Origin of the sequence: Enterobacter sp. KB-280D8 (assembly GCF_041399405.1) — a bacterium.
Classification (GTDB): domain Bacteria; phylum Pseudomonadota; class Gammaproteobacteria; order Enterobacterales; family Enterobacteriaceae; genus Enterobacter; species Enterobacter cloacae_N.
This window is the reverse complement of record NZ_JBGKEC010000002.1, coordinates 217,292-235,736: the sequence shown is the minus strand read 5'-3', so window position 1 is coordinate 235,736 and position 18,445 is coordinate 217,292. Positions and strand designations below refer to the sequence as shown.

At 57.7% G+C, this 18,445-nt stretch carries 13 protein-coding genes; 12 read left to right on the top strand and 1 reads right to left on the bottom strand.

The window, feature by feature from the left end; translation table 11 throughout:
* Positions 1-7 precede the first annotated feature (7 nt).
* The 7 genes from AB8818_RS06620 (at position 8) to AB8818_RS06590 (ending at position 8,311) form a co-directional block, all read left to right on the top strand.
* Positions 8-2,272 carry a ComEC family protein gene (locus tag AB8818_RS06620; protein ID WP_192982976.1) on the top strand — a complete coding sequence of 755 codons (2,265 nt, stop codon included), beginning with the start codon at positions 8-10 and terminating at the stop codon, positions 2,270-2,272.
* A gap of 36 nt (positions 2,273-2,308) precedes the next feature.
* Positions 2,309-4,057 carry a lipid A ABC transporter ATP-binding protein/permease MsbA gene (msbA, locus tag AB8818_RS06615; RefSeq protein ID WP_166710643.1) on the top strand — a complete coding sequence of 583 codons (1,749 nt, stop codon included), beginning with the start codon at positions 2,309-2,311 and terminating at the stop codon, positions 4,055-4,057.
* Positions 4,054-5,031, top strand: coding sequence for a tetraacyldisaccharide 4'-kinase (gene lpxK, locus AB8818_RS06610; protein WP_163328599.1), 978 nt, complete (start codon positions 4,054-4,056; stop codon positions 5,029-5,031). The genes msbA and lpxK overlap by 4 nt, the downstream gene beginning before the upstream one ends.
* Before the next feature lie 44 nt (positions 5,032-5,075).
* Positions 5,076-6,305, top strand: a complete 1,230-nt coding sequence (locus AB8818_RS06605; RefSeq protein WP_116340950.1) for a winged helix-turn-helix domain-containing protein — start codon at positions 5,076-5,078, stop codon at positions 6,303-6,305.
* A gap of 45 nt (positions 6,306-6,350) precedes the next feature.
* Entirely contained in the window at positions 6,351-6,533 is a 183-nt protein-coding gene (gene ycaR / locus AB8818_RS06600; RefSeq protein ID WP_006174474.1) for a protein YcaR, read from the top strand.
* Entirely contained in the window at positions 6,530-7,276 is a 747-nt protein-coding gene (gene kdsB / locus AB8818_RS06595) for a 3-deoxy-manno-octulosonate cytidylyltransferase (protein ID WP_116340948.1), read from the top strand. Before ycaR ends, kdsB begins: the two co-directional genes overlap by 4 nt.
* Before the next feature lie 141 nt (positions 7,277-7,417).
* A complete protein-coding gene (locus AB8818_RS06590) occupies positions 7,418-8,311 on the top strand; it encodes a YcbJ family phosphotransferase (protein ID WP_116340946.1) in 894 nt (297 codons plus the stop codon).
* On the opposite strand, the gene elyC is transcribed toward AB8818_RS06590, so the two are convergent.
* On the bottom strand, positions 8,288-9,067 hold the full coding sequence (gene elyC / locus AB8818_RS06585; protein ID WP_116340944.1) for an envelope biogenesis factor ElyC: 780 nt from the start codon (positions 9,065-9,067) through the stop codon (positions 8,288-8,290). The two genes, AB8818_RS06590 and elyC, sit on opposite strands and share 24 nt — an antisense overlap.
* 124 nt (positions 9,068-9,191) lie before the next feature.
* On the opposite strand from elyC, the gene cmoM reads away from it, so the two are divergent.
* The 5 genes from cmoM to ldtD all read left to right on the top strand — a co-directional run bounded on the left by cmoM (position 9,192) and on the right by ldtD (position 18,435).
* Positions 9,192-9,971, top strand: a complete 780-nt coding sequence (gene cmoM / locus AB8818_RS06580; RefSeq protein ID WP_116340942.1) for a tRNA uridine 5-oxyacetic acid(34) methyltransferase CmoM — start codon at positions 9,192-9,194, stop codon at positions 9,969-9,971.
* Between the two features lie 3 nt (positions 9,972-9,974).
* Positions 9,975-11,297: a chromosome partition protein MukF gene (mukF, locus tag AB8818_RS06575; RefSeq protein ID WP_041910621.1), complete on the top strand. Its 1,323-nt coding sequence runs from the start codon at positions 9,975-9,977 to the stop codon at positions 11,295-11,297.
* Positions 11,278-11,982: a chromosome partition protein MukE gene (mukE, locus tag AB8818_RS06570; protein ID WP_008499954.1), complete on the top strand. Its 705-nt coding sequence runs from the start codon at positions 11,278-11,280 to the stop codon at positions 11,980-11,982. Before mukF ends, mukE begins: the two co-directional genes overlap by 20 nt.
* Positions 11,982-16,433 carry a chromosome partition protein MukB gene (gene mukB / locus AB8818_RS06565; protein WP_192982979.1) on the top strand — a complete coding sequence of 1,484 codons (4,452 nt, stop codon included), beginning with the start codon at positions 11,982-11,984 and terminating at the stop codon, positions 16,431-16,433. The genes mukE and mukB overlap by 1 nt, the downstream gene beginning before the upstream one ends.
* A 178-nt stretch (positions 16,434-16,611) precedes the next feature.
* The gene (gene ldtD, locus AB8818_RS06560) at positions 16,612-18,435 is read left to right on the top strand and encodes a L,D-transpeptidase (RefSeq protein ID WP_116340936.1); all 1,824 of its coding nucleotides are present in this window, start codon (positions 16,612-16,614) and stop codon (positions 18,433-18,435) included.
* The last annotated feature ends 10 nt before the right edge of the window (positions 18,436-18,445 follow it).

Below are 18,445 nucleotides of genomic sequence, written 5' to 3'. Positions count from 1 at the left end.
GGTAGCAATGGGAATTCCCGCTTTAGGTATCTGCGCCATTCTGGCGATAGCCCCGTTACTCTGGTTACCCGAACTGCCATCGCGTTATACCGTGTGGATAATGATGGCTGGCGGGGCTGCACTGGCCGCACGCCAAAACATACGGCTGAAGTATGTGGGGCTTACGCTGCTCTTTTGCGTGTGGGGCATTCTGGCTGCGCAAGAGAGCGTCTGGCCGATGCAGCATTTAACCACTGGTGCCGTACAGGCCGAGGTAGAAATCGCCGCCACTGATGGTGCCACTGTGCATCAGGGAAAAATACTCACCGTTGATGGCCAACGCTGGTGGGCGTCAACGGGCGTAACGCTTTATGGTCATTATCTGCCGCAGAAAGCGTGTGCCGGTCAGCGCTGGGCAATGACCCTCAGGCTCAGGCCGGCTCACGGCGAACTGAACGACGGAGGGTATGATCCCCAGCGCAGCGCTATTGCCCGCCATCAAACGCTGAGCGGGCGCTTTACCCATGCAGAACTCGTCGATGGGCGTTGCAGTCTGCGAGCGCAATACCTGACGTCGCTGCAAAACCGACTTTCTGCATATCGCTGGGGCGCGGTGATCCTCGGGCTGGGGATGGGGGAACGTCTGGATGTTCCAGAAGAAATAAAAGACCTGATGCGTGAAACCGGCACGCTGCATCTGATGGCGATTTCGGGCCTGCATATCGCGCTGGCGGCCTCCATCGTCTGGTTGCTCACGCGCGGGCTTCAGTTTTTATTACCTTGCCATCGTGTCCACTGGCAAATGCCTCTGCTGGCCGGGTTATGCTTTGCCGCTTTCTACGCCTGGCTGACCGGCCTGCAGCCACCCGCGCTACGCACGGTCATCGCACTTGCCGTGCTGGCGGCACTGCGCATCGGTGCCCGGCAGTGGTCTCCCTGGCAGGTGTGGATCTGCTGTGTCGCGGCGATCCTGATAAGCGATCCCTTAGCCATGCTATCGCAGAGTCTGCTTCTGTCTGCATTTGCCGTCGCCGCGCTGATTTTCTGGTTTCAGTGGCTGCCGCTTCCTGACTGGCAACGGGCTCGACGTATTCGGCCGCTGCTGAACCTTCTCTATCTTCAGATCGGCATGCTGTTGCTTCTCATGCCGTTACAGGTTCTGATTTTCCATGGCTTTAGCATTTCATCGTTGATCGCCAATCTCTTTGCCGTTCCGCTGGTGACGTTTGTCTGCGTACCGCTGATTTTACTTGGCATGCTGTTCCATCTGCTGCCACTGGCGGGGCTGGAAAGCGGCATCTGGTATACGGCCGATAAGACGCTTGCCGGGTTGTTCTGGCTGCTTATGCGCCTGCCAGACGGCTGGCAGAGTGTGGATCAACGCTGGCAGTACATGACGTTACTGCCCTGGCTTATCATCATCGGCTGGCGTTTTCGTGCCTGGAAAACCGTTCCTGCCGTTTGTCTGGCTGGAAGTGTCTTACTGGCTTTTCCCCTCTGGCGAACGGCGAAAAGCGACGCATGGACGCTACATATGCTGGATGTAGGGCAGGGGCTGGCAATGGTCATTGAACGGCAGGGTAAAGCCATTCTCTATGACACCGGGCTCGCCTGGCCGGGCGGGGATAGCGCGCAGCGGTTAATCATACCGTGGCTGCGCTGGCATCACCTGCGGCCAGAGGGGGTTATTCTCAGCCATGAGCACCTCGACCATGCGGGAGGCCTTGCATCGCTACAAAAAGCATGGCCTGAGATATGGGTAAGAAGTCCGCTGCGCCTGGCGGGGCATCTTCCCTGTTTTCGTGGGCAAAAATGGCGATGGCAGGGGTTAACCTTCTCCGTCCACTGGCCTCCTGAAAATTATCCGGCTCAGGGGAACAATCACTCCTGCGTGGTAAAAATTGACGACGGCGAGCAGAGCGTTCTGCTGACGGGAGACATTGAAGCACAGGCAGAACAGGCTATGCTTAGCCATTACTGGAAACATCTTACGTCAACACTCATACAGGTACCGCATCACGGCAGCAATACCTCGTCATCTTTGCCGCTGGTACAGCGGGTGGATGGACAGATTGCGCTGGATTCAGCGGCCCGCTACAACGCATGGCGGTTCCCGTCGGTTAAAGTGGTCCGGCGTTATCGAAAAGAGGGGTATATCTGGCACGATACCCCCCATTCCGGGCAAATATCGGTGACGTTTTCGCACCATCGCTGGCAAATCCGGCTCTTGCGGGATCAATTTTTACCACGTTGGTATCATCAGTGGTTTGGCGCGCCCGTAGATAACGGGTAGAATATGCGGCTATTTCAACAAATGCTGGTTTTTTGAATGCATAACGACAAAGATCTCTCCACGTGGCAAACCTTCCGCCGACTCTGGCCGATGATTGCACCTTTTAAAGCAGGCCTGATCGTGGCGGGTGTAGCGTTAATTCTCAACGCAGCCAGCGATACTTTTATGTTATCGCTCCTCAAACCGTTACTGGATGACGGTTTTGGTAAAACGGATCGCTCAGTGTTGCTATGGATGCCTCTGGTGGTTATCGGGCTGATGATCTTACGTGGTATCACCAGCTATATCTCCAGCTACTGCATCTCCTGGGTTTCCGGGAAAGTGGTTATGACCATGCGCCGTCGTCTGTTCAGCCACATGATGGGCATGCCGGTCTCATTCTTTGACAAGCAGTCTACCGGGACGCTGCTGTCCCGCATCACCTACGACTCAGAGCAGGTAGCCTCCTCGTCCTCAAGCGCACTGATTACCGTCGTGCGTGAAGGGGCGTCGATCATCGGCCTGTTCGCGATGATGTTCTATTACAGCTGGCAGCTGTCGATCATCCTTATCGTTCTGGCGCCGATAGTTTCTATTGCTATCCGTGTCGTCTCGAAGCGCTTCCGCAATATCAGTAAAAATATGCAGAACACCATGGGGCAGGTGACGACCAGCGCAGAGCAGATGCTGAAAGGGCATAAAGAAGTGTTGATCTTCGGCGGTCAGGAAGTCGAAACCAAACGCTTTGACAAAGTCAGCAACAAAATGCGTCTGCAGGGGATGAAGATGGTTTCGGCCTCTTCCATCTCTGACCCGATCATTCAGCTGATTGCCTCACTGGCGCTGGCGTTCGTTCTCTATGCGGCAAGCTTCCCGAGCGTAATGGAGACACTGACGGCGGGTACCATCACCGTGGTCTTCTCCTCTATGATCGCCCTGATGCGCCCGCTGAAATCCCTGACGAACGTGAACGCCCAGTTCCAGCGCGGGATGGCCGCCTGCCAGACGCTGTTCAGCATTCTGGATTCCGAACAGGAAAAAGACGAAGGTAAACGCGAGGTAGAGCGTGCGCGCGGCGACGTTGAGTTCCGCAACGTGACCTTCACCTATCCAGGCCGCGAAACGCCGGCTCTGCGCAATATCAACCTGACGATTCCGGCAGGTAAAACCGTTGCGCTGGTAGGCCGCTCCGGCTCCGGTAAATCCACCATTGCCAGCCTCATCACCCGTTTCTACGACATTAACGAAGGTGAGATCCTGCTGGATGGTCACGACCTGCGGGAGTACACCCTGCAGTCGCTGCGTAACCAGGTTGCGCTGGTTTCTCAGAACGTGCATCTCTTCAACGATACGGTTGCCAACAACATTGCTTATGCGCGCACTGACGAGTACAGCCGCGAGCAGATTGAGAACGCCGCGCGTATGGCCTATGCAATGGACTTTATTAACAAGATGGATAACGGTCTGGATACGATAATCGGTGAAAACGGCGTACTGCTCTCCGGCGGTCAACGCCAGCGTATCGCCATTGCGCGCGCGCTGCTGCGCGATAGCCCGATTCTGATCCTGGACGAAGCAACCTCTGCTCTGGATACGGAATCTGAACGCGCGATTCAGTCGGCGCTGGATGAACTGCAGAAGAACCGTACTTCGCTGGTGATTGCGCACCGTCTGTCCACTATCGAGCAGGCGGATGAGATCGTCGTGGTTGAGGACGGCATCATTGTTGAACGCGGAAGCCATGCTGATCTGCTGGAACACCGCGGCGTTTACGCCCAGCTTCATAAGATGCAGTTCGGCGAATGATTGCACGCATCTGGTCCGGTGAATCCCCGCTGTGGCTGCTGCTTTTGCCGCTCTCCTGGCTGTATGGCCTGGTGAGCGGCACTATTCGCCTGTTTTACCGTCTGGGGATCAAGCGCGCCTGGCGCGCGCCGGTGCCGGTTGTAGTGGTGGGTAACCTCACGGCGGGCGGCAACGGCAAAACGCCGGTGGTGATCTGGCTGGTAGAGCAGTTGCAAAAGCGCGGTATTCGCCCCGGCGTGGTGTCGCGCGGCTATGGTGGCAAAGCGGCGCATTACCCATTGCTTCTGTCGGCGGAAACCACGACCGCAGAAGCGGGGGATGAGCCAGTATTGATTTTCCAGCGTACCGGCGCGCCGGTTGCGGTCTCCCCGGTCCGCAGCGACGCCGTTCAGGCACTGCTTGCCGAACAGGCGGTACAAATCATCATCACTGACGATGGCCTGCAGCATTACGCTCTGGCGCGTGATAAAGAGATTGTGGTTATTGACGGCGTTCGCCGTTTCGGCAACGGCTGGTGGCTGCCTGCTGGCCCCATGCGCGAACGCGCTTCGCGACTGAAGTCCGTTGATGCAGTGATTGTGAACGGTGGAGAGGCAAAATCGGGTGAAATCCCGATGAACCTGCAGCCGGGTCTGGCGGTCAACCTGGCGACGGGTGAACGCCGGTCGGTTGCTGAGCTACCTTCACTGGTGGCGATGGCGGGAATTGGTCATCCGCCGCGCTTCTTCGCGACGCTGGAGCAGTGTGGCGCCCGGCTTGAAAAACGCGTTCCGCTGGCCGACCATCAGGCGCTGGTGGAAGGGCAGTTGGATGCCCTGACCGTACCCGGACAGTCGCTGATCATGACCGAAAAAGATGCGGTGAAATGCCGTGCCTTTGCGAAAGAAAACTGGTGGTATCTGCCGGTTGACGCTGAACTCAGCGGCGAACAGCCGGAACACTTGCTCAAGGAACTGATTGCGTTGGTGCAGTAGAGACTTACGCGGTTCTGGTGGCGCTTTGACTGACAGGAAAACGCATGTCTTTACCGCAACTCTCGCTTTCAGCCGCACGTCATTTACACCTTGCCGCGCAGGGGCTGCTCAAAAAGCCCCGCCGCCGCGCGCAGCCTGCCGATATCCTCTCTACCGTCCAGCGCATGTCGCTGCTCCAAATCGACACCATTAATATTGTGGCCCGTAGCCCTTACCTGGTGCTGTTTAGCCGTCTGGGAAGTTATCCTTCGCAGTGGCTGGATGAGGCGCTCTCCAAAGGGGAACTGATGGAGTACTGGGCGCACGAAGCCTGCTTCCTGCCCCGCAGCGACTTTGCCCTGGTGCGCCACCGTATGCTTGCCCCGGAAAAGATGGGCTGGAAATACCGGCAGGCGTGGATGCAGGAACACGCGGCCGAAATAGAGCAGCTTATCAGCCATATTCAGGAAAAAGGCCCCGTTCGCTCCGCTGATTTTGAACATCCCCGCAAAGGTGCAAGCGGCTGGTGGGAGTGGAAACCGCACAAGCGTCATCTGGAAGGGTTATTCACGTCAGGCAAAGTCATGGTCATTGAACGGCGTAATTTTCAGCGCGTTTATGACCTGACGCATCGCGTGATGCCCCACTGGGACGACGAGCGCGACATGCTTACTCAGGAGGCCGCCGAAGCCATCATGCTGGAAAACAGCGCCCGCAGCCTGGGTATTTTCCGTGCGCAATGGCTGGCAGATTATTACCGCCTTCGCCAGCCCGCGCTGAAGCCGCTGCTGGAGATATGGCAGCGCGAACAGCGAGTCATTCCCGTCACGGTGGAAACGCTGGGAGAAATGTGGCTGCATGCGGATCTCCTCCCTCTGCTGCCCGAGGCCCTGGAGGGGAAACTCCGGGCAACGCACAGCGCGGTGTTGTCACCTTTCGATCCGGTGGTCTGGGACAGAAAGCGCGCTGAGCAGCTATTCGATTTCAGCTACCGGCTGGAGTGCTATACCCCGGCGCCAAAGCGGCAGTACGGCTATTTTGTTTTACCGCTGCTGCACAAGGGGCAACTGGTCGGCCGCATGGATGCCAAAATGCACCGCAAGACCGGCACGCTGGAAGTCATTGCGCTTTATCTGGAAGAGGGCGTCAGGGTCACTGCGAGCCTGGAAAAAGGGCTAACCTCCGCCATTAGCGAGTTCGCGCGTTGGCAGGGAGCTCACGACGTGACGCTTGGCCGGGCACCTGACGGGTTATTCACATCCTGTCGAAGTGGCTGGGAAACAGGCACTCCCTGAAAAGGGAATGTGTTAAGCTTTAGCGATTACCCATACGGAGGAACTATGGATCACCGTTTACTTGAAATTATTGCCTGCCCGGTATGCAACGGCAAACTCTACTACAGCCAGGACAAACAGGAGCTGATTTGCAAGCTGGACAGTCTGGCCTTCCCGCTGCGTGACGGCATTCCGGTATTGCTGGAAAACGAAGCCCGTTCCCTGGTGGCAGAAGAGAGCAAACCATGAGTTTTGTCGTCATTATTCCTGCGCGTTATGCCTCAACGCGTCTGCCGGGTAAACCGCTGGTGGATATCAACGGCAAGCCGATGATTGTGCATGTCCTTGAGCGGGCGCGTGAGTCCGGTGCCGACCGCATTATCGTTGCAACCGACCATCCTGATGTCGCCCGCGCGGTTGAAGCCGCAGGCGGTGAGGTGTGCATGACCCGCGCCGATCACCAGTCCGGCACCGAGCGTCTGGCGGAAGTGGTTGAGAAGTGTGGTTTCAGTGACGATACGGTCATCGTAAACGTGCAGGGCGACGAGCCGATGATCCCGGCCGTTATTATCCGTCAGGTGGCGGAGAATCTGGCGCAGCGCCAGGTCGGTATGGCGACGCTCGCGGTGCCCATTCACCACGCTGAAGAGGCATTCAATCCGAATGCGGTGAAGGTTGTCATGGATGCCGAAGGCTACGCGCTCTATTTCTCGCGCGCCACGATCCCCTGGGATCGCGATCGCTTTGCGGTATCAAAAGAGACCATCGGTGATTCCTTCCTGCGTCATATTGGGATCTACGGCTATCGCGCCGGCTTTATTCGTCGCTATGTTGCCTGGGCGCCGAGCCCGCTGGAGCATATCGAAATGCTGGAGCAGCTTCGCGTGCTCTGGTATGGCGAAAAAATCCACGTTGCCGTTGCCCGCGAAGTTCCGGGAACGGGTGTTGATACGCCGGAAGATCTTGAGCGCGTCCGCGCCGAGCTGCGCTAATCCCGCCTGCATCCCTCCTTTCGGGGGGATGTCCTCTCCCCGCTAATTCCCCTTTCTTTACCCTAATTGATCTCTTCCGGGTGACATCTTCACGCTGTGCGCTCATTATAAAAGCAGTAGTCTTAATGGGGGTAATCTCATATGGAACAGCTGCGTGCCGAACTTAGCCATCTTCTGGGTGAGAAGTTAAGCCGGGTCGAATGCGTGAGTGAAAAGGCCGATACCGCGCTTTGGTCGTTGTATGACAGCCAGGGCAACCCGATGCCGCTGATGGCCAGAAGTTTCACCTCGCCGGGCGTTGCCAGGCAGCTTGCGTGGAAAATGTCGATGCTGGCGCGGGAGGGGACCGTCCGTATGCCGACCGTGTACGGCGTGATGACGCATGAGGAACACCCCGGTCCGGACGTACTGCTGATTGAGCGTTTGCGCGGCGTGCCCGTTGAAGCGCCCGCGCGCACGCCGGAACGCTGGGAGCAGCTGAAAGACCAGATTGTCGAGGCGCTGCTGGCCTGGCACCGTCAGGATAGCCGCGGGCTTGTCGGTCCGGTCGACAGCACTCAGGAAAACCTGTGGCCGCTGTGGTATCGCCAGCGGGTGGAAGTGCTGTGGGGGACGCTTAACCAGTTCAACAATACCGGTTTAACCATGCAGGACAAACGTATCCTGTTTCGCACCCGCGAGTGCTTGCCGGCACTGTTCGAAGGATTTAATGACAACTGCGTTCTGATCCACGGCAATTTTACTCTGCGCAGCATGCTAAAGGACTCCCGCAGCGATCAGCTTCTGGCAATGTTGGGGCCGGGGATCATGCTCTGGGCGCCGCGCGAATATGAGCTGTTCAGGCTCAGCGACAGCGGGGCGGCGGAAGGGTTACTGTGGCACTACCTTCAACGCGCGCCCGTTGCAGAGGCGTTTCTCTGGCGACGCTGGCTCTACCTGCTCTGGGACGAAGTGGCGCAGCTGGTCAACACCGGACGTTTCAATCGCGCCAACTTCGATCTTGCGGCGAGGTCACTCCTGCCCTGGCTCGCCTGACGATCCTTTCAGCCACTGCCACAGGCGTCCGAGCGTCTCGTAGCCGACGCGATCGCTATGCATCAGCCACATCGGAGATGGAATAATCCGCTCCCATGGGTTGAGCGGCGCGCTGATGGCCATCTGGTTTGCCGGTGCGGGAAGCGGGTGCAGACCTTGCTTCTCGAAGAAGATCATTGCTCTTGGCAGGTGCGAGGCGGAGGTCACCAGTAAGAACGGAACATCGCCAATCGCCTGCTTCACCGCAGCGGCCTCTTCCTCGGTATCCTTTGGGCTGTCCAGGGTGATAATCGAGGAACGCGGGACGCCGAGCGATTCCGCGATTCTGGCGCCCGCTTCAGCCGTACTCACCGGGTTCGTTTTTGCCGCCGCGCCGGTGAAGATCATTTTTGATCCCGGATTTGCCAGCCAGAGGCGAATGCCCTCGTTTAGCCGCGGCAGGCTGTTGTTAATCAGGTTCGAGCTGGGGGCCCAGTCAGGATCCCATGTATATCCGCCGCCCAGCACTACGATGTATTCAACTTTCTGGTTTCCCTGCCACGTTGGGTACTTAGCTTCGATGGGACGTAACAGGCCATCCGCCACCGGTTGCAGGCTCAGCAGCAGCAGGACAAGCCAGCCGAACGTGATAAGCGTTTTGCCACTTTTCTGAAAGCGACTAAACCACACCAGCGCCAGCCCCAGCGCAATGATGATGAGTAGCAGCGGAAGGGGAAGCATCATCCCTCCAACGTATTTCTTAAGGGTAAAAAGCATCCTTTTTGGTTCCTTTTTTGACCATATAGCAGGTGATTACCCGTGATATTACACCAGAGAGGTTCATTCTCCGCGCGGGTGTGACAAAATAGCGGTTTTGCAGTTAGCGAGTGGAACTCTCCCAATGCGGGATCGCAATTTTGATGACATCGCGGAAAAGTTTTCGCGCAACATTTATGGCACCACGAAAGGGCAGCTCCGTCAGACGATCCTCTGGCAGGATCTGGACACCATTCTGGCTACCTTTGGCGGCCAAACGTTGCGCGTGCTGGACGCCGGAGGCGGTGAAGGGCAGACGGCGATAAAAATGGCCGGGCTCGGTCATCACGTCACGCTTTGCGATCTTTCTGCTGAAATGGTCGCCCGCGCGACGCGTGCCGCAGAAGAGAAAGGTGTGAGCGACAACATGCATTTTATACAATGCGCCGCTCAGGACATCGCACAGCATTTGGAAACCCAGGTTGATCTGATATTGTTTCATGCGGTGCTGGAGTGGGTAGCCGATCCGCTAAGCGTGTTACAAACCCTGTGGTCGATGTTGCGCCCGGGCGGCACGCTGTCGCTGATGTTCTACAATGCTAACGGCTTCCTGATGCACAATATGGTGGCAGGAAACTTCGACTATGTTCAGGTCGGGATGCCTAAAAAGAAAAAACGCACGCTTTCCCCGGACTATCCGCGCGATCCGCAGCAGGTTTACGGCTGGCTGGAAGAGATTGGCTGGCAGATCGTCGGGAAGACGGGCGTCAGGGTGTTTCATGATTATCTGCGTGAAAAACACAAACAGCGTGACTGTTTTGACACCTTAACAGAATTAGAAACGCGGTATTGCCGCCAGGAGCCTTTTGTCAGCCTTGGCCGCTATATTCACGTCACCGCGCACAAGCCGCAGATGCAAGGATAACCTATGAGTGAATTTTCCCAGACAGTCCCCGAACTGGTTGCCTGGGCCAGGAAAAACGATTTCTCCATCTCGCTGCCGGTAGACAGACTCTCTTTCCTGCTGGCGGTTGCCACGCTGAACGGCGAGCGGCTGGACGGTGAAATGAGCGAGGGTGAACTGGTGGATGCGTTCCGCCACGTCAGTGATGCGTTTGAGCAAACCAGCGAAACCATTAGCGTGCGTGCCAACAACGCGATCAACGATATGGTGCGTCAACGTCTGCTGAACCGCTTTACCAGCGAGCAGGCGGAAGGAAACGCCATCTATCGCCTGACGCCGCTGGGCATCGGCATCACCGATTACTATATTCGCCAGCGCGAATTTTCCACGCTGCGTCTTTCCATGCAGCTCTCGATCGTGGCCGGTGAGCTTAAGCGCGCCGCCGATGCGGCGGATGAAAACGGTGACGAATTCCACTGGCATCGCAACGTTTACGCGCCGCTGAAATACTCGGTGGCCGAGATTTTCGACAGTATCGATCTCACCCAGCGCCTGATGGACGAACAGCAGCAGCAGGTGAAAGACGATATCGCGCAGCTGCTGAATAAAGACTGGCGAGCGGCCATCTCCAGCTGTGAACTTTTGCTGTCAGAAACCTCCGGTACTCTGCGTGAACTGCAGGATACGCTGGAGGCCGCAGGGGACAAGCTGCAGGCCAACCTGCTGCGCATCCAGGACGCGACCCTGGCGCACGACGATCTGCATTTTATCGACCGTCTGGTGTTCGATCTGCAGAGTAAACTCGACCGCATTATCAGCTGGGGCCAGCAGTCGATCGATCTGTGGATCGGCTATGACCGCCACGTGCATAAATTTATCCGTACCGCGATTGATATGGATAAAAACCGCGTCTTTGCCCAGCGTCTGCGTCAGTCGGTACAGACCTACTTTGATGCGCCGTGGGCGCTGACCTATGCCAATGCCGATCGTCTGCTGGATATGCGCGACGAAGAGATGGCATTGCGCGATGAAGAGGTGACCGGTGAACTGCCGCCGGATCTGGAGTACGAAGAATTCAACGAAATTCGCGAGCAGCTTGCGGCGATGATCGAAGAACAGCTCGCTGTCTACAAAACCAGACAAGCGCCGCTGGATCTTGGACTCGTGGTGCGCGACTATCTGGCGCAATATCCTCGCGCGCGCCACTTCGACGTTGCCCGCATTGTGGTAGACCAGGCGGTGCGCCTGGGTATCGCGCAAGCAGATTTCACCGGACTGCCGCCGAAGTGGCAGCCAATTAACGATTACGGAGCCAAGGTACAGGCGCATGTCATTGACAAATATTGAACAAGTGATGCCAGTTAAGCTGGCACAGGCGCTGGCGAATCCGTTATTTCCGGCGCTGGACAGCCAGCTACGTGCCGGTCGTCACATTGGCCTGGACGAGCTGGATAATCACGCCTTTTTGATGGACTTCCAGGAGTACCTGGAAGAGTTTTACGCCCGCTATAACGTGGAGCTTATCCGCGCGCCGGAAGGCTTTTTCTACCTGCGCCCGCGCTCCACGACCCTGATCCCGCGCTCTGTTCTCTCCGAGCTGGACATGATGGTCGGCAAAATTCTTTGCTATCTCTATCTCAGCCCGGAACGTCTGGCGAATGAAGGGATCTTCACCCAGCAGGAACTTTACGACGAGCTGCTGACGCTGGCGGATGAAAGCAAGCTGCTCAAGCTGGTGAACAACCGCTCCACGGGGTCGGATCTCGATCGTCAGAAATTACAGGAAAAGGTTCGCTCTTCCCTGAACCGTCTGCGCCGTCTGGGGATGGTCTGGTTTATGGGCCACGACAGCAGCAAATTCCGCATTACGGAATCGGTCTTCCGCTTCGGCGCCGACGTGCGTGCGGGCGATGACGCGCGTGAAGCGCAGCTTCGCATGATCCGCGACGGTGAAGCGATGCCGGTGGAAAACCATTTGCAGCTCAACGACGAGCATGAAGAGAATCTGCCGGATAGCGGGGAGGAAGAGTAATGATTGAACGCGGTAAATTTCGCTCACTGACGCTGATTAACTGGAACGGCTTCTTTGCCCGAACGTTCGATCTGGATGAGCTGGTCACGACGCTCTCCGGCGGTAACGGGGCGGGGAAATCCACCACCATGGCGGCGTTTGTTACGGCGCTGATCCCCGATCTGACGCTGCTTCACTTCCGTAACACCACCGAAGCGGGCGCGACAAGCGGCTCCCGTGATAAAGGTCTGCACGGTAAGCTGAAAGCGGGCGTTTGTTATTCCGTACTGGACGTCATTAACTCGCGTCACCAGCGCGTGGTGGTGGGCGTGCGCCTGCAGCAGGTCGCCGGTCGCGACCGTAAAGTGGATATCAAACCGTTTGCCATCCAGGGGCTGCCAACCTCCGTGCAGCCGACCGCGCTGCTCACGGAAACCCTGAACGAACGCCAGGCGCGCGTGTTGACGCTGCAGGAGCTGAAGGACAAGCTCGAAGCTATTGAAGGCGTGCAGTTCAAGCAGTTCAACTCGATTACCGACTATCACTCCCTGATGTTCGATCTGGGCGTGGTGGCGCGCCGTCTGCGCACCGCATCAGACCGTAGCAAATACTACCGTCTGATCGAAGCCTCCCTGTACGGCGGTATCTCCAGCGCGATTACCCGCTCCCTGCGCGACTACCTGCTGCCGGAAAATAGCGGCGTGCGTAAGGCCTTCCAGGATATGGAAGCGGCGCTGCGTGAAAACCGCATGACGCTGGAAGCGATTCGCGTTACCCAGTCTGACCGCGACCTGTTTAAACACCTGATCAGCGAAGCCACTAACTACGTGGCGGCGGACTATATGCGTCACGCCAACGAGCGCCGCGTCCATCTCGACCAGGCGTTAGAATACCGCCGCGAACTGTTTACCTCCCGTAAACAGCTGGTGGCCGAGCAGTACAAGCACGTCGAGATGGCGCGCGAGCTGGGCGAGCACAACGGTGCCGAAGGCGATCTGGAAGCCGATTACCAGGCTGCCAGCGATCACCTGAACCTGGTGCAGACCGCGCTGCGCCAGCAGGAGAAGATCGAGCGCTACGAAGCGGATCTCGATGAGCTGCAGATTCGTCTCGAAGAGCAAAATGAAGTGGTGGCCGAAGCCGCCGAGATGCAGGAAGAGAACGAAGCCCGCGCCGAATCTGCCGAGCTGGAAGTGGACGAGCTGAAAAGCCAGCTTGCTGATTACCAGCAGGCGCTGGACGTGCAGCAGACGCGTGCGATTCAGTACAACCAGGCTTTGCAGGCGCTGCAGCGTGCGAAAGAGCTGTGCCATCTGCCAGACCTGACGCCGGACAGCGCCGACGAGTGGCTGGATACCTTCCAGGCCAAAGAGCAGGAAGCTACCGAGAAACTGCTCTCACTTGAACAGAAAATGAGCGTCGCGCAAACGGCGCACAGCCAGTTTGAGCAGGCTTATCAGCTGGTGGTCGCGATTAACGGCCCGCTGGCGCGTAATGAAGCCTGGGACGTAGCCCGTGAACTGCTGCGCGACGGCGTGAACCAGCGCCATCTGGCCGAACAGGTGCAGCCGCTGCGTATGCGCCTGAACGAACTGGAACAGCGCCTGCGCGAGCAGCAGGAAGCCGAGCGTTTGCTCGCTGAGTTCTGCAAGCGGCAGGGCAAACAATACGATTTCGACGAGCTTGAGGCACTGCATCAGGAGCTGGAAGCACGTATTGCGGCCCTGTCTGATACCGTATCAAACGCCAGCGAACAGCGTATGACGCTGCGTCAGGAGCTGGAGCAGCTTCAGTCTCGTTCGAAGACGCTTCTGGAGCGTGCGCCGGTCTGGCTGGCAGCGCAAAGCAGCCTGAACCAGCTCAGCGAACAGTGTGGCGAGGAGTTTGAATCCAGCCAGCAGGTGACCGAATACCTGCAGCAGCTGCTGGAGCGCGAGCGCGAAGCCATCGTTGAGCGTGACGAAGTGGGCGCGCGCAAGCGTGACGTGGATGAAGAAATCGAGCGCTTAAGCCAGCCGGGCGGGTCAGAAGATCCGCGTCTGAATACCCTGGCCGAGCGTTTTGGCGGCGTACTGCTGTCTGAGATTTACGATGACGTTGGCCTGGACGATGCGCCGTATTTCTCCGCGCTGTACGGTCCATCCCGCAACGCAATCGTGGTGCCGGATCTGTCACTGATTTCTGAGCAGCTGGCAGGGCTTGAGGATTGTCCGGAAGATCTCTATCTGATCGAAGGGGATCCGCAGTCGTTCGATGATAGCGTCTTCAGCGTTGACGAGCTGGAAAAAGCGGTGGTGGTGAAAATCGCCGATCGCCAGTGGCGCTATTCCCGCTTCCCCGAGCTGCCGCTGTTTGGCCGCGCCGCGCGCGAAAGCCGCATCGAGAGCCTGCACGCCGAGCGTGAAACGCTGTCTGAACGTTTTGCGACCCTGTCGTTTGACGTGCAGAAAACCCAGCGTTTGCACCAGGCGTTCAGCCGCTTTATCGGAAGCCATCTCGCCGTGGCGTTTGAAGCCGACCCGGAAGCGGAAATCCGCAAGCTCAATACCCGCCGTGGCGAGCTGGAGCGCGCGATTACCAGTCATGAAAGTGACAACCAGCAGAGCCGCGTCCAGTTTGAACAGGCGAAAGAGGGCGTCGCTGCCCTTAACCGCATCCTGCCGCGCCTCAACCTGCTGGCGGATGATACGCTGGCCGACCGCGTGGATGAGATCCAGGAGCGTCTGGATGAAGCCCAGGAAGCCGCGCGTTTCGTGCAGCAGCACGGCAACCAGCTGGCGAAGCTGGAGCCCGTGGTGTCTGTACTGCAAAGCGACCCGGAACAGTTCGAGCAGTTAAAAGAAGATTATGCCTGGTCGCAGCAGGTGCAGCGCGAGGCGCGCCAGCAGGCGTTTGCCCTGACGGAAGTGGTGCAGCGTCGGGCCCATTTCGGCTACTCCGATTCGGCTGAAATGCTGAGCGGTAACAGCGACCTGAATGAAAAACTGCGTCAACGCCTTGAGCAGGCGGAAGCCGAACGTACCCGCGCCCGCGAAGCGATGCGCAGCCACTCTGCTCAGCTGAATCAGTACAACCAGGTGCTGGCCTCGCTGAAAAGCTCCTTCGACACCAAGAAAGAACTGTTAAACGACCTGCAGAAAGAGCTGCAGGACATTGGCGTCCGTGCCGACAGCGGGGCGGAAGAGCGTGCGCGCATTCGTCGTGATGAGCTGCATAGCCAGCTCAGCAATAACCGTGCGCGTCGTAATCAGCTGGAGAAAGCGCTCACCTTCTGCGAAGCGGAAATGGATAACCTGACCCGTCGCCTGCGCAAGCTGGAGCGCGACTATCACGAAATGCGTGAGCAGGTCGTGACGGCGAAAGCGGGCTGGTGCGCCGTGATGCGCATGGTGAAAGACAACAACGTTGAACGTCGCCTGCACCGTCGCGAGCTGGCATACCTCTCTGCCGATGAGCTGCGTTCGATGTCGGATAAGGCGCTGGGTGCGCTGCGTCTGGCGGTGGCGGATAACGAACATCTGCGCGATGTATTGCGCATGTCAGAGGATCCGAAACGTCCTGAACGTAAAATTCAGTTCTTCGTGGCCGTTTATCAGCACCTGCGCGAGCGTATTCGTCAGGACATCATCCGTACCGACGATCCAGTCGAAGCCATCGAACAGATGGAAATTGAGTTGGGGCGTCTGACGGAAGAGCTGACCTCCCGCGAGCAGAAGCTGGCGATCAGCTCCCGCAGTGTGGCGAACATCATTCGCAAAACCATTCAGCGCGAGCAGAACCGTATCCGCCAGCTGAACCAGGGGCTGCAGAGCGTCTCGTTTGGTCAGGTCAACAGCGTGCGTCTTAACGTCAACGTCCGTGAAGCCCACGCGACGCTGCTGGAAGTGCTCTCTGAGCAGCACGAGCAGCATCAGGATCTGTTCAACAGCAACCGTCTGACCTTCTCCGAAGCGCTGGCGAAGCTGTATCAGCGCCTGAATCCGCAGATTGATATGGGCCAGCGTACGCCGCAAACCATCGGTGAAGAGCTGCTGGACTACCGCAACTACCTGGAAATGGAAGTTGAGGTTAACCGTGGTTCAGACGGCTGGCTGCGTGCGGAATCCGGGGCGCTCTCTACCGGTGAAGCCATCGGTACCGGGATGTCAATTCTGGTGATGGTGGTGCAGAGCTGGGAAGATGAAGCACGTCGTCTGCGCGGGAAAGATATCTCCCCATGCCGACTGCTGTTCCTGGATGAAGCGGCGCGTCTCGATGCCCGCTCTATTGCCACGCTGTTCGAGCTTTGCGAACGTCTCGATATGCAGCTCATTATTGCGGCACCGGAAAACATCAGCCCTGAAAAAGGCACCACCTATAAACTGGTGCGTAAAGTGTTCCAGAACAGCGAACACGTGCACGTTGTCGGGCTGCGTGGCTTTGCGCCGCAGCCGCCGGAGTCATTGCCGGAAACCACGGCAGACGCGTCCTGAGGCGTTTTGTTACAAAGAGCGGCGCAGAAGCGCCGCTTTTTTTATTCACTTAACTTGTGCTCAGGGCTGCGTTATCTTTAAACTTCTTTACATAAGGTAAGGCAGCAGAGTTGTCGTCTACCTATAATAAAAGAAAGCCCCACCGTGATGGGCATGTCGTGAAAACAGGGGGCAAGGGATGTTGCTGAAGAAAGAATGTGGTCGTCAGCTGTCAGCGCTGAGTTTATGCCTGGCAGTGATGTTTGCTCCACTGTTAACCGCCCAGGCCGACGAGCCTGAAATTGTGCCGACTGACAGCTCCGCAGCGACAGGCGCGCAGCCGACGTCATTGTCTCAGCCGCTGGAACAGTCTCCGGCAACGGCCATCATGGCCGGGATTAAGCCGTTGCCGGAAGGCATCGACGTCGAATCGCTCAGCCAGCAGCTCCAGACGGGGCTGCCGTCAGGCTACACGCCCGCCTATATCAATCAGCTCACGCTGCTTTATGCTGCCCGCGATATGAAACCCATGTGGGAAAACCGTGAAGCCGTGCGCGCCTTCCAGCAGCAGCTGGCGGAAGTGGCGATTGCGGGCTTTCAGCCGCAGTTTACGAAGTGGGTTGAGCTGTTAACCGATCCTGCCGTCACCGGTCAGGCGCGGGATGTGGTCCTTTCCGATGCCATGATGGGCTACCTACAGTTTGTGGCGGGTATTCCGGTCAACGGCAACCGCTGGCTGTACAGCGATAAGCCCTATAAGCTGGCGACGCCAGCCCTGTCGGTGATTAACCAGTGGCAATTAGCGCTGGATAACGGCGACCTGCCGCGCTTTATTGCCAGCCTCGCGCCGGCGCATCCGCAGTATGCCACCCTGCACCAGTCGCTCCTCGCGCTGGTGGGGGACTCGCGGCCATGGCCGCAAATGCGGGGGACCGCAACGCTGCGGCCGGGTCAGTGGAGCAGCGATGTGCCTGCCCTGCGCGAGATCCTGAAACGCTCCGGTATTCTTGATGGCGGGCCGAAGATTGCCTTGCCGGGCGACGATCCGCAAAGCGCGGTGGTCAGCCCGTCAGCGCCCGTGAAAGAGAGCAAGGCCACTACCCTGAGTAATAAGCCCGCGGCCTACGATCGCGAGCTGGTCGCCGCGGTTAAACAGTTCCAGGCCGCTCAGGGGCTAGGAGCCGATGGCGTCATTGGCCCGTCAACGCGTGACTGGCTTAACGTATCGCCTGCGCAGCGGGCAGGGGTGCTGGCGCTCAATATTCAGCGTTTGCGCCTGCTGCCGGGAACGCTGTCAACCGGCATTATGGTTAACATCCCGGCCTATTCCCTGGTCTATTATCAGGATGGTAGCGAGAAGCTGGCCTCGCGCGTGATTGTCGGGCGTCCTGATCGTAAAACGCCGATGATGAGCAGCGCGTTAAATAACGTGGTGGTTAACCCGCCGTGGAACGTACCACCGACGCTGGCGCGTAAGGACATTCTGCCTAAGGTCTGGAACGATCCGGGTTATCTGGAACGTCATGGCTATACGGTAATGCGTGGCTGGAACAGTAAAGAGGCGATCGATCCTTATATGGTCGACTGGTCGACGATCACGCCATCTAACCTGCCGTTCCGCTTCCAGCAGGCACCTGGCGCACATAACTCGCTTGGACGCTATAAATTCAACATGCCGAGTTCAGATGCTATCTATCTGCACGATACGCCGAACCATAATCTGTTCCAGAAAGATACCCGGGCACTGAGTTCAGGCTGCGTGCGCGTGAATAAAGCCTCGGAGTTGGCCAACATGCTGTTGCAGGATGCGGGCTGGAACGATACGCGTATTTCTGACGCCCTGAAGCAGGGAGATACGCGCTACGTGAATATTCGCCACAACATTCCGGTCAATCTTTACTATCTGACGGCGTTTGTGGGCGAAGACGGGCGCACTCAGTACCGTACAGATATTTACAATTATGATCTCACCGCGCGATCCGGCGCACAAATTTTGCCAAAAGCGGAACAATTAATCAGGTAAATGAAGCAGT

What these genes read in the sequence shown, in the direction of transcription:
- AB8818_RS06620 (WP_192982976.1), top strand. Translation starts at nt 8, where the DNA reads ATGGGAATTCCCGCTTTAGGTATCTGCGCCATTCTGGCGATAGCCCCG.
- msbA (WP_166710643.1), top strand. Translation starts at nt 2,309, where the DNA reads ATGCATAACGACAAAGATCTCTCCACGTGGCAAACCTTCCGCCGACTC.
- lpxK (WP_163328599.1), top strand. Translation starts at nt 4,054, where the DNA reads ATGATTGCACGCATCTGGTCCGGTGAATCCCCGCTGTGGCTGCTGCTT.
- AB8818_RS06605 (WP_116340950.1), top strand. Translation starts at nt 5,076, where the DNA reads ATGTCTTTACCGCAACTCTCGCTTTCAGCCGCACGTCATTTACACCTT.
- ycaR (WP_006174474.1), top strand. Translation starts at nt 6,351, where the DNA reads ATGGATCACCGTTTACTTGAAATTATTGCCTGCCCGGTATGCAACGGC.
- kdsB (WP_116340948.1), top strand. Translation starts at nt 6,530, where the DNA reads ATGAGTTTTGTCGTCATTATTCCTGCGCGTTATGCCTCAACGCGTCTG.
- AB8818_RS06590 (WP_116340946.1), top strand. Translation starts at nt 7,418, where the DNA reads ATGGAACAGCTGCGTGCCGAACTTAGCCATCTTCTGGGTGAGAAGTTA.
- elyC (WP_116340944.1), bottom strand. Translation starts at nt 9,067, where the DNA reads ATGCTTTTTACCCTTAAGAAATACGTTGGAGGGATGATGCTTCCCCTT.
- cmoM (WP_116340942.1), top strand. Translation starts at nt 9,192, where the DNA reads ATGCGGGATCGCAATTTTGATGACATCGCGGAAAAGTTTTCGCGCAAC.
- mukF (WP_041910621.1), top strand. Translation starts at nt 9,975, where the DNA reads ATGAGTGAATTTTCCCAGACAGTCCCCGAACTGGTTGCCTGGGCCAGG.
- mukE (WP_008499954.1), top strand. Translation starts at nt 11,278, where the DNA reads ATGTCATTGACAAATATTGAACAAGTGATGCCAGTTAAGCTGGCACAG.
- mukB (WP_192982979.1), top strand. Translation starts at nt 11,982, where the DNA reads ATGATTGAACGCGGTAAATTTCGCTCACTGACGCTGATTAACTGGAAC.
- ldtD (WP_116340936.1), top strand. Translation starts at nt 16,612, where the DNA reads ATGTTGCTGAAGAAAGAATGTGGTCGTCAGCTGTCAGCGCTGAGTTTA.